At 49.2% G+C, this 11,091-nt stretch carries 9 protein-coding genes; 4 read left to right on the forward strand and 5 right to left on the reverse strand.

Features of this window, described 5'->3' with window-relative positions; translation table 11 throughout:
• Positions 1–37: 37 nt before the first annotated feature.
• The 4 genes from SHD_RS15285 to SHD_RS15300 all read left to right on the forward strand — a co-directional run bounded on the left by SHD_RS15285 (position 38) and on the right by SHD_RS15300 (position 6,306).
• On the forward strand, positions 38–1,495 hold the full coding sequence (locus SHD_RS15285) for a DUF3142 domain-containing protein (RefSeq protein WP_023267933.1): 1,458 nt from the start codon (positions 38–40) through the stop codon (positions 1,493–1,495).
• Positions 1,485–3,782, forward strand: a complete 2,298-nt coding sequence (locus tag SHD_RS15290) for a tetratricopeptide repeat protein (RefSeq protein WP_023267934.1) — start codon at positions 1,485–1,487, stop codon at positions 3,780–3,782. The genes SHD_RS15285 and SHD_RS15290 overlap by 11 nt, the downstream gene beginning before the upstream one ends.
• Before the next feature lie 185 nt (positions 3,783–3,967).
• Positions 3,968–4,414 carry a hypothetical protein gene (locus SHD_RS15295; protein WP_039978521.1) on the forward strand — a complete coding sequence of 149 codons (447 nt, stop codon included), beginning with the start codon at positions 3,968–3,970 and terminating at the stop codon, positions 4,412–4,414.
• A gap of 857 nt (positions 4,415–5,271) precedes the next feature.
• The gene (locus SHD_RS15300) at positions 5,272–6,306 is read left to right on the forward strand and encodes a transposase (RefSeq protein ID WP_023267936.1); all 1,035 of its coding nucleotides are present in this window, start codon (positions 5,272–5,274) and stop codon (positions 6,304–6,306) included.
• A gap of 395 nt (positions 6,307–6,701) precedes the next feature.
• On the opposite strand, the gene SHD_RS15305 is transcribed toward SHD_RS15300, so the two are convergent.
• The 5 genes from SHD_RS15305 to SHD_RS15325 form a co-directional block, all read right to left on the reverse strand.
• Positions 6,702–7,655 (reverse strand): D-2-hydroxyacid dehydrogenase, encoded by a 954-nt coding sequence (locus SHD_RS15305; RefSeq protein WP_023267937.1) that lies wholly within the window; start codon positions 7,653–7,655, stop codon positions 6,702–6,704.
• A gap of 46 nt (positions 7,656–7,701) precedes the next feature.
• The gene (locus SHD_RS15310; protein ID WP_023267938.1) at positions 7,702–8,346 is read right to left on the reverse strand and encodes an outer membrane beta-barrel protein; all 645 of its coding nucleotides are present in this window, start codon (positions 8,344–8,346) and stop codon (positions 7,702–7,704) included.
• 55 nt (positions 8,347–8,401) lie between these two features.
• Positions 8,402–9,190, reverse strand: a complete 789-nt coding sequence (djlA, locus tag SHD_RS15315; protein WP_023267939.1) for a co-chaperone DjlA — start codon at positions 9,188–9,190, stop codon at positions 8,402–8,404.
• A gap of 89 nt (positions 9,191–9,279) precedes the next feature.
• Positions 9,280–9,948, reverse strand: a complete 669-nt coding sequence (gene murU, locus SHD_RS15320; RefSeq protein ID WP_023267940.1) for an N-acetylmuramate alpha-1-phosphate uridylyltransferase MurU — start codon at positions 9,946–9,948, stop codon at positions 9,280–9,282.
• A complete protein-coding gene (locus tag SHD_RS15325) occupies positions 9,945–11,036 on the reverse strand; it encodes an aminoglycoside phosphotransferase family protein (RefSeq protein WP_023267941.1) in 1,092 nt (363 codons plus the stop codon). Before SHD_RS15325 ends, murU begins: the two co-directional genes overlap by 4 nt.
• Positions 11,037–11,091 lie beyond the last annotated feature (55 nt).

The raw sequence follows: 11,091 nt of genomic DNA on the forward strand, positions 1-11,091 counted from the left end.
TTTGGCATGCCCCACGCTAGGCTTTTACTCTGATCCCATGGATTTACGCAGTCGTTATTCCACTCTCTTTCACTCTAAGCGCTTTCAGTCCAAGCACTTTGAGCTCAAGCGCTCAAAATCCTTGCAAGCGATACATCGCACTTTTTCCCTGTTACTGGCGTTATCCTTTGGCTCAGTGTCCCTTGGCGCCTGTCAGCCAGCAAATCAAGATACATCGAGCAGCAAGGCAGACACCGTCGCCCAGCGTGAATTAAGCCAAGAAGTGTATGTCTGGCAGCGGCAATGGCGCGATGCCAATCAAAGCGCCTTGGTCGAAAGCCAAAGCACATTTAATGGCGTGCGCATCTTGGCATTACAAGCCCATCCCAAACCCAATGGCACGGATATCTGGTTCGAAGTGCGGGTCAACCATGAATGGTTACAGGCCGATCCACGCCCTAAAGTGGCGGTAATAAGATTAGATGGCCAACTAACGCGCCTAAATAATCGCGAAGCTCTCCAAAAAATTCTCGCGCTCATTCAAGACTGGCAGGCAAAGGGCACCAAGCTTGCGGGAATTGAAATCGACCACGATAGCGCCAGCAGTAAACTCGCTGCCTATAACGCTTTTTTACGTGAGTTAAAAAGCCAATTACCCCACACGCTTAAACTCAGCATTACCTCATTGCCCGCTTGGTTGAGCAGCCCGGCGTTTCCGCCGCTATTTGATAATATCGATGAGCTGGTACTGCAAATTCACAGTGTCAGTGACCCACGTTTAGGGCTGTTCGACCCCGCGCAAGGTTGGCAATGGGTCGAGCAGCTGTCACAGTTAGCTAAGGTCCCCTATCTTATCGCCCTGCCATCCTACGGCTCGGCGGTGTATAGCACAGCATCGGGTTATCGGGTAGAGAGTGAAGTGCCAATGCGAATGCCTTCGGCAAATACCGCATCTTCGCAGCATCTTGCGCGCCAAGAGCTGATGGCCGATCCACAGGTGTTGCAGTCCTTCGTTAAAAAACTGCACAACTTTACCGACCCCAAGCTTAAGGGAATGATTTGGTTTCGATTACCCCTCGAAGGCGATAAGCGGGTTTGGCCACTCTCGACCCTGATTGCGGTCGCCAAGCTGCAAGCACTCGCCCCGCAGATTGAGCTAGAAATCTTAAACACTGAGCCCAGGCTCTCACCTAGTGAGGCACCAAAAACCAGCTTATTTCAATTAGTGTTAGTCAATAAGGGCAATATTGCGGGCGAGTTGCCGGGCCAGTTGTCCCTAGCGGCGCAGGCGTGCAGCGGGTATGATGCGCAAAACGGTTATCAAGCCAAATTAACCCAAGGGACATTAGTGTGGCAGTTACCGCAAGCCACCTCAACGGAACGCGCAGCAGAGCCTGCCTCCTCGCAGTTTGCGCCGAATTTAATCTCAGCGGTCGAGCTAAGCCCAAACGGGCGTAGAGTTATCGGTTGGGCACGTTGTGAGTCATTATATTTACAGGGAATTTATGCGCCATAAGTCAAATTCATTGCCAGCGAAGGCTATTCCGCGCTGGAAAACCAAATTAAAACAAACCAGCCTGATTGGCTTAAGTTTCTTCTCCCCTGCGCTATTAGCCTGCGGGCCAGACTTTCCGCTGCAATTAACCCAAGACAGGCAGTACAACCTAAGCTATTTACCGCAAACCAGTTTTAGCCAGCAACTTAGCGGTTTAGCAAAACCACTGGCTTGGCAGTTTCAAGATGCGCCTGCTGCGCAGGAATACCTCTGGGATGAGGTGCATAGTCGCTATCTTTCCCAGACTCGCGCCTATGAAAACAGCGAGTTATCCGAGGCGCAGCTCGCGTTAGTCAATAGTCTGCGTGATGCGCAAAGCGTGGCAGAGGCCGAGCAAATCGCCGCCCAGTTAAAAGAGACATTAGCGCCCGCCTTAACCTGGTACAGCCTTGGCGCCATGGCGTTTGATGCCAAAGAGTACGATAAAGCCAGCGATTACTTTAAAAAAGTCATCGCCCTACCTGAGAGTGAGCGCGCGGGTCGCAGCCTGTGGGCACTGTATAGCTTGTCTCGTATCGAGCTGATAAAGAGCAAAACCGCCAGCGATAATAGCCATTTTGTTCAAGCCAATGCTTACTTGCAGCAACTACAAACTGAGGTGACCCAAGGGGCCGCCGATCCGCTGCGCTTAAGCTTAGCCGGCCTTGGCGAGCAGGCTTATATTCTGCTACATCAAGGCCAAGCTCAAATTGAAGTCTCTCGTGGGGAATATGAGCCGCCTAAAATAGATGTAGCCTTAAATCCTGCCACCTTAGATAAGGTTATTGAACTCTATGCCACCCAGTCGGTGCAGGGTGACAGTAGCGGTTATGACTCGTTGCTGATGTTAAGCCGCAGCTTAATGTCTAAAAATATCAATGAGCTAAAACCATTATTACAGCAGCCGAGTGTGCAACAATTGCTCATTGCTTACTGGCAGAGCAGTGCCAATGATTTCGCCTTCGACGGACAACTGATGGACATGGGCCAAAAGGTTGCCGAAATCCTCACCGTATTCCCAACCGATGGTGTAATACTGAGCCAAGGCGATAAGTTAGCGGCGATTTACTACCAATTGGGTGACTATGCCAGCGCCGAGCGCATGCTGGCACTCGCCAAACCGAGCGGCTTAACTTGGTGGCTCACAGCGAAGCTTATGCTGCAAAAGGGGGACCAAGCCCAAGCGGCTAAGGCCTATGCCCAAGCAGTGCATCATTTTCCAACCGATGCGACTTCAGGTACTGAGCACTTAAATGCTAAGGATACTCAACAACAGGCCATCGACGCCGATGCCCAGCAAGCCACCTATTGCCGTATTCGCGCCGAGCAGGGCGTGTTATCCCTTGAGCGGGGCGAATATATCGACGCCCTCAGCCAACTGTTCGCCAGTGGTGATGAGTATTGGCAGGATATCGCCTATGTGGCCGAGCGCGTGCTCACTACCGCCGAGCTTAAGCTGTTTATCGATGAGCATGTGCCGGTAATGACTTTCGAGTATCCCAAGGACAGCGATTGGTACGACAGTGTCGAGCCAATCAACAACCGCCTGCGTTACTTACTGGGTCGCCGCTTACTGCGTGAAGGCGCGATTGCCGAGGCGCCTGTTTATTTCAGTAATCCCACACTCAACGCCAACGTGCAGGAGTATGGCAAGGCGCTGACCGCAGCCAAGAGTAGCAAGGGCATTGAGAGCGCCCGCGCCTATTGGTCTGCCGCCGAACTCGCGCGTCATCAAGGGATGGAAATCTTAGGCTTTGAATTAGCACCGGATTATTCGATATATGCAGGAATGTTCGACCTAAGGGATTGGTATGCTGCGGATAAGCTCAGCGATAAAGAGCAGCAACGCATCAGTGCCAGCCAAGCGATTCCCGATAAACGCTTCCACTATCGTTACCAAGCCGCCGAGTTGGCAAACAAAGCAGCCGATCTCGTGCCCCACAACAGCCAAGCCTATGCTGCGCTATTGTGCCAAGCCACAGGTTGGGTGTTATATCGCGATGATGAACTCGCCCGCCGCTACTATAAAAAATACGTCGCCAATGGTCCCTTTGTGCCTTGGGCGGAGAATTTTGGTACGCAATGTGAAACCCCAGATTTTGACCGCGCCGTCGAACGGGAAAAAGCCAACCAAATCGCCAAGTGGAATGCGATTTACCACAAACTGAAAAAGCCCGTGGCCTATGGCTCACTGGTTATCACTGCAGCCTTGATCGGATTTATTGGTCTACGCAGACGATCTCGCCGAGCAAAAAACCATCAAAGCTAAAATCAACTGAGATGAAAAGTTAAATATGCCCAAACAACCCGAAGAGGCTGGATTCAGGTAGTTTGGGCATAAAACTAAAATTTTGTTGTTAGTCTCTATGATGGCTCCGATACACAACAAAGCCGTTATTTTTAAACAAAATGGCCCTAGTAATTAGTTTTAACACATCTGTAAGGAGAGAAAAATTGGCGCGCAAGGAAAAGGCTGAGAGTGAATCTTATCGTAAATTTATAGATGAGCAGGCAAAGCTCGCATATGAGGAACTAGTAAAAAACCAATCACCGAAAAAGGCCTTTTTCGGCGCAATACTGGGTGTTTTCTTAGGTTTAGCCTTGCTTATTCTCTTTGTTTGGAATGGGCTAGTCTTTTATTGGATGCTATTTGTTCCTGCGGCAGTGATTGGTTATTTAGCCTGCAAGTTTGGGAAAATCTATGAGAGTAAATATGCAAACATGATAGGTGTAATAGGACTATTGACCAATGGCTTTGCTGTAATGACTTTATACAACTATGAAGCTATTGCCTTATCCACCATTCCTATTGCCTTTATTGTGACGAGGTATTTCGCCAAATTGAAATTAACCGAAGCACAAGAGCGAGCTATTTGGCGTAAAGAAATAGGTAAGTTATAACGAACTATCAAAGTGCAATGGCGAGTCATTATACGTCAAACAATGCATAACAAATGGCTGTTGTCGCGCTACGCGCTGGGGCTGCCTACGCTACGCTTCGGCAGCCCCAAAGCAAGGCGTTAGGCATCCAGAGTTATACGTAAGAAGTAAATATAGGAATAATTGAATGGAGTACATCGTATCCCGAGGGAAAGAAGAAGGCATAGTTCTCACTCCCCACAAACATGAAGACGGGAAATACGTAGCTAGCATGAGTCGATTTGAAAAAGACTACATATACGTTGATTCTTTGAGAGAGCTTCAGATTCTCTGTGAAAATGGGTTCTCCATAAGAATGAGCAATCAAGACTCATCGCATCACCGTGCGCCATGGGCGATTTGCGAGACGACCGTCCGCCCCATGGCCGCTCTTTGGCATCCATGCCATCGCGGCATTTGTGAATCCATTCACATCAGACGGGCGGTGTCGAGCATCCAAGGATGGACTCGCTGCGTGTCGGTGAGCGAATACCATGACTCACCTATAACTCAGCACTTAAAGAGTTAAATTTCCAAGATTTATCCCTTTAACGTCACTATCCACTCCATGTATTACACTCTTCATCACACAACAGAGTAGCTTTGGAATAAACGCATTATCTCTTATCAAAAGAAACGTTCTAACCCACAAACCTTAGGGATTCACACAATTAACTCGCTCGCCAGCTAAATAGGCGCTGAGATTTGCTGTTGCGATATTCAGCAGGTTCTGCAAAAAAATAGCAAAAAAATAGCAAGGACAGCCATATCTTTTTGTGTTTTTCAGCCCCTTCTACTAGGCTTTAAATTATCCTGATTTTGTCTGTGTGGAGTTTGCTATGACTTCGGCCAGAAGACAGCTAATTGATGCTAATGCAACGCCCTTCTATCATGTGATAAATCGCTGTGTTAGAAGGGCTTTTTTGTGCGGTGAGGATAAGCTCACTGGACGTAGTTACGAGCATCGACGTGGCTGGATTGTTGATAAAATCAAAGCCTTGTCTGCGATATTTTGTGTGGATATTTGCGCTTACGCGGTGATGAGCAATCACTATCATTTAGTGCTTAAAATAGATGTCGATAAGGCCAAATCCTTAACGCAAAAAGACATTATCAGCCGTTGGTGCCAAATCACTAAAGGCCATGCAGTCGCGACTAAGTATATGAATGGTGATGCATTAATCGAAGGTGAACGCATGTTGCTCGATGGCTTAATTACCGAGTGGCATGAACGATTAAGCAGTATTTCTTGGTTTATGCGTTGTTTAAACGAAGAAATTGCCCGTAAGGCTAATCGTGAGGATGAGTGCAAGGGCGCCTTTTGGGAAGGCCGATTTAAGTCGCAAGCGCTGCTAGATGAGCAAGCCCTGCTCGCGTGTATGATGTATGTCGATTTAAACCCCATTCGAGCAGGCATTGCCGATTCTTTGCAATCCTCTGATTTTACATCGATTCAGGAGCGAATTAACTCGCTAGATTCACCCAATCGTTTATTAGCCATCTCAACGCCACAAACTGACTCCGCAACTAATCAAGCTCATATTCCCCACAAGGCTCTGGTCCAATTCGATGGCGCAGCTCACCTAAATGAGCAAGCGGGCATTCCGTTTCATTTTGCCGATTATCTCGAACTGATTGATTGGACAGGCCGCGCCATCCGCCTTGATAAGAAAGGCTATATCGATAATCAACGGCCGAAACTACTCAATGAATTAGGCATTGCGCCCGATGCGTGGCTCACATCAGCCAAAGAGTTTCGACGTCAATACAGTGGCATAAGTGGTCGATGGGATAGCATGTGCGCGTTTAAAAAACAGCATAACAGCGGCAAATGGTGTAAAGGAAAAGCATCAAGCCAAGCGTTACATCCTTAAGTTAGTTACGACTCAGCGTTTGGGATTATTTTTGTTTATCCGAAATGGAGATAATTTCGCGCAAAACATAGCACGCTTTTGTCCCAAAACATGCGGTGTATTTCTTTGTTAATACTCACATGCGACGCCGATGCTAAACAGGTGAGCCATGGGCGATTTGCGAGACGACCGTCCGCCCCATGGACGGGGCGGTCGAGCATCCACGGACGGACTCGCTGCGTGTCGGTGAGCGAATACCATGGCTCACCTATAACTCAGCACTTAAATATCGTCTCCCCCCAATTTTATGCCGTTAACGGCACTATCCACTCCATGTATTGCACTCTTCAGCACACAACGGAGTGACTTTGGAATAAACGCATTATCTCTTATCAAAGCCGCCAAACCCACAAGCCTTATGGATTCACCCAATTCACTCTATCGCCAGCTAAATAGGCGCAGAGATTTGCCGTCGCGATATTAAGTAAGTTCTGCCGTGCTTCTTTGGTTGCCCAGGCATTGTGGGGGCTGATACTGATATTCGGCGCAGTGAGTAGCGGATTATCCGCACTCGGTGGTTCGGTTGAGAGAACATCGACGCCGGCAAAGACTTTGCCCTGCGTTAATGCCGCCGCCAACGCAGCCTCATCGATTAAGCCGCCGCGCGCGGTGTTGATCAGTAGCGCCTGCGGCTTCATTAATTCGAGGGTTTGGGCATTAATTAGTTCGGTCGTTTCAGGAGTGAGAGGACAATGAAGCGAGAGAATATCGGACTCTTTAAATACCGTATCACGGGATGTCCAACTCACGCCTTGGGGTAAATTGCTGGGTTCGGTGCGGGTATTGACTAACACCTTCATACCGAAAGCTAAGGCGAGTTTAGCGACCTGCTGGCCAATATCCCCATAACCAATCAAGCCTAAGGTTTTGCCTTTGAGGGATTGCAGCGGCATTAAGGTGAAACAAAAGTCACTGCAATTGCTCCATTGCCCTGCGGCAACGGCTTGATGGTGCGCCGCAACGGCTTGCGTGTGATGTAAAATATGGGCAAACACCATTTGCGCGACGGCATCGGGGCCATAGGCGGGCACGTTGGTGACCACTATGCCTAACTCTTTTGCGGCGGCAAGATCCACCACGTTGGTACCCGTAGCGAGCACGCCGATATATTTAAGCTTAGGCAGTTGGGCTAAGGTGTTGGCATCGAGGGGCGTCTTGTTGGTGAGCACTATCTCGGCATCCTGAGCGCGGGGGATAATCTCGGCCGAAGGCGTGCGGGCAAAACAACTAAAGTCCCCTAATGCGCTGACCGCTTGCCAAGTTAAATCCCCAGGATTTAAGGTTTCACCATCGAGTACGACTATTTTCATCTTTACCTCTTAACTGCGTTTGCGCCTTGCCCATAAAGCTGGAGAATTAAAAACTGAGTTTGACCCCAAGATTAGCTTGCACTTGCCACATCACATCCGACGTTACATGCCATAGGCATTGGTCTTCATTACAAAAAAGCGAGGTGTCACTGTCGATAAAGGTCGCGTAGCCTCGCAAGTCAGCAAACAGCGCGAAGTTTTGCGTCATGCGATATTCGGCGCCGCCACCAATGCCCATGGAGAAGCGGGTTTCCGTTGACCAATCATCGGGCATCATCCGAGTTACCCCGGCACTGGCGGTAATGTAGGGCTGAAAATCGCCACTTGGGAAGAATAAAGTACCGCCAAGGTGGATATAGTCCACATCTAAGGAGGCGACTAAGTCTGGGGTAAACAGGCCGCCGCTTTTCAGTTCGGAGGATTGGCGACTGTAGAGCAGGTAAATATTGCCGGGATCGTTAGTACCAATCCCTAACATGATGCCGTAATGGCTCGCCTCTTCGATACCCACACTCTGCTTATTATTGGTTTCAGCCTTGTTAGCATCGAGTTCATTGATATCGAACGAGCTGCCGCCAAAGCTGTAACCACCGTAGGGGGCGACAAACAGCTCGGGTTCGGCATAGGTTGGTAATGCGAGGGTTAGAGGTAATAAACCAGCTATCACAGTTAATCGGTTAACGTATTTCATCTTAATCCCTTATCTGTCGTTATTATTCCTTGCGTCGACAACGTTAACCGAAGCGTTAGCGCATGCCGCGCTCCGATTTCACCCTGTCGTACGCAGCTTGGATATCCTGCGCCTTACGATTGGCAATTTCCATCATCTCGGGTGGTAACCCCTTAGCGATTAACTTATCGGGATGATGTTCATTCATCAACTTGCGATAGGCCCGCTTGACCTCTTGATCCGTCGCCTCGGCATTAATACCGAGCAAATGGTAGGCGTCGGTAATCGAGGTTTTATTTCCATTAGAGGTTTGGTGGAAACGGTATTCCGCTTGCCAACGTTTAAGTAATTCATCGAGTTGCCCACGACCATAACCTAACTCTTGGGCCACCGTCATCAGGATTGCATGCTCAGCGGGATCGAGCTCACCGTCCGATAAGGCGGTTTGAATTTGGATCTCGATAAACATTTGCACCAGCTCTTGGCGACCTTGGGTCACGGCGCGAAAGGCTTGCAGGCTGCTACGCAGGTCAAAGTCTGGCTCTTTACCCTCACGGAACGCCTGCTGCGCCTCTTTACGGGCTTCACCTGTTAAGCACATCTGATCCATCAACATAGTCGCGATACGGATATCGGTTTCAGTCACACGACCCGACGCCTTGGCCACATGGCCCATCACCGCGAAGGTAGTGTTAAAGAATATCCCCTGTCGATTCTTGGCCTGACCTAAAATCTGACTAAAACTGGCACCACCACCGGCGCGTTTGTCGTAGAGATGCCCAAGCCATAAACCCAGTAGCGCACCGAAAATACGGCCAAACATAAACCCGATAACAAATCCAAAAAACTTACCCCAAAGGCGCATCTTAATTCCCAATTTGATAATTTATTCAGTCAATCGACATGGCGAGTGAAACCGTTCACTCAGGGCGCTAAACGTTAGGCGATATGCCATTACGCCAGCACTGACTCTAATGCTTGCAGACGTGCAATCGTCCCGACATCGCACCAGAGTCCATTAAAGTGTGCACCAGTGATCAAGCCATCGGCCATTTTAGCCCGCAGCAAAGGCCCAAGGGCAAAGGCACCATCTGGCGTGCCGTTAAATAATGATGGGCGATATAAACCCATCCCAGAGAAAGTGTATTTTTGCTCACCCTGCTCACGTACAAGACCCTGCTCTAAGGCAAAGTCACCGTTTGGATGTTGCTCGGGATTCGGCACCAACCATAAATGCGCCAAAGCAGTATCCGCTAAGGGGACAATCGTCGGCAAGGCATCGATAAATACATCGCCATTGAGCACTAAAAACGGCGCATCCGAGTCGCCGTCAGTCAGCAAAGATAAGGCCTGTTTTATTCCGCCTCCGGTTTCGAGGGCCGTAGCTTCGGCGCTATATTGGATTTTGACCCCAAAGGCATGACCATCGCCTAAAGTTTCGACCAACTTATGCCCAAGCCAAGCGTGGTTAATCACAATATCGACAATCCCCGCCGCGGCCAACTTCTCAATATGGTACACAATCAGCGGTTTACCTAAGACGGGCACTAAAGGTTTGGGCAGCTTGTCGGTCAAAGGGCGTAAACGCTCTCCCCTGCCAGCCGCCAGGATCATCGCCTTCATTGCTTGTCTCCCTGCTTAGTCTCTTTTCCCTTGGGCGTAAACGCAGGCACTATGCGCGATTGAACCCAAGCGGAAAATGGTGTGAGCGCAGGATAAAGGCTGGCGATATCAACAATGTACGACAAGGTTAACGGAATATCGGCCATATAGGCGGGCTTGTTATCCCTATAGTGTAAACGCGCAAAAATCCCTGCGGCCTTGATATGGCGCTGCAGCCCCATTAAATCAAACCAAGTTTGATACTGGGGAAAGGATGTTTGTGCGGGAATTTGCCCCAACTCAAGCACTTGATGATAATGCTGCTGCATTAATTCCTGCACCATGGTTGGCGGCCAACGCACATAGCAATCCCGCAGTAAAGACACAGCATCGTAGGTTACAGGCCCGAGCACCGCATCTTGGAAATCAATCACGCACAACTCGCCCTCTTTTAGCATCAAGTTGCGGCTGTGGTAATCTCGGTGCATGCCCACTTTGGGTTGCGCGAGGGCATTTTCCACCAAGAGGTCAAAGCTCTTCTCTACCAGTGAGCGTTCCTCGTCGCTAAGTTCGAGCTGTAAATGTCTTTCTAACAACCACTCGGTAAAGATCCCCAACTCACGGCGCACAAACGCCTCATCGTACAAAGGCAATGGCTGTGTAGTGCCAGTAACAGGGTCAAGGCTTTCAACCACTGAGGCCACCTGAGGCAACAATGCCAAGGCGCAGCGGTAATAGTCCGCGACATTCGCATCGGTCAGCACTGATAATAACTGAGTATCCCCAAGATCGCTCAGTAGCATAAAGCCTTGTTCGGCATCTGAGGCGATGACTTTTGGAACTGTCAGTCCCGCCGCCGCATAGGCACTGGCAAGGGCGATAAAAGGTGCGATAGGCACTAAGGTAGGCGGCGAATCGGCAACAATGTAGCTTGCATCGCGGTCCGTGACCCGGAAATAGCGCCTAAAACTGGCGTCACCGGAAATCAGAATTGGAGTCACATCATAGGAAAAATAACAGTTCAGCCACTGATTAAGGGAAATAAATCTCGAGTCGGATAAGGTCATTTCATGGCTCTTATAGAAAAATTGCTTTATTATAGCTGGCATATAATTTGGAAACAGCTAAGAAATTGAGAGATTTATTTGCTGCGTTGCACTTGTA

It is taken from the genome of Shewanella decolorationis S12 (assembly GCF_000485795.1).
GTDB lineage: Bacteria > Pseudomonadota > Gammaproteobacteria > Enterobacterales > Shewanellaceae > Shewanella > Shewanella decolorationis.